Consider the following 219-nt stretch of genomic DNA (forward strand, 5'->3'; position numbering starts at 1 on the left):
CGCAACCCCTCCCACACAATCGCCGTCCGGTAGATGTCATGCCGCTCCACCACACGCCGCAACACCGCCAGAAAAGCATCCAGCCGCGCCCGCGAATCAAACTCCAGAACGGTAGGGACGATGTACGCGTCCTCGCCGGAGTCCGCTTGGAGGAGGTGGTGGAAGAAGATGCCCTCCTGGAGAGGGGCAAGGGGATAGACGTCCGCGATGTTCGCCGCA

1 protein-coding gene is annotated in these 219 nt (G+C 63.5%); it reads right to left on the reverse strand.

Annotated features, from left to right (window positions below):
- On the reverse strand, positions 1-219 hold a 219-nt coding region (locus H0H10_RS02300; RefSeq protein ID WP_188179088.1), incomplete at both ends, for a condensation domain-containing protein.

The organism is Streptomyces griseicoloratus (assembly GCF_014534645.1).
Classification (GTDB): Bacteria; Actinomycetota; Actinomycetes; order Streptomycetales; family Streptomycetaceae; genus Streptomyces; species Streptomyces griseicoloratus.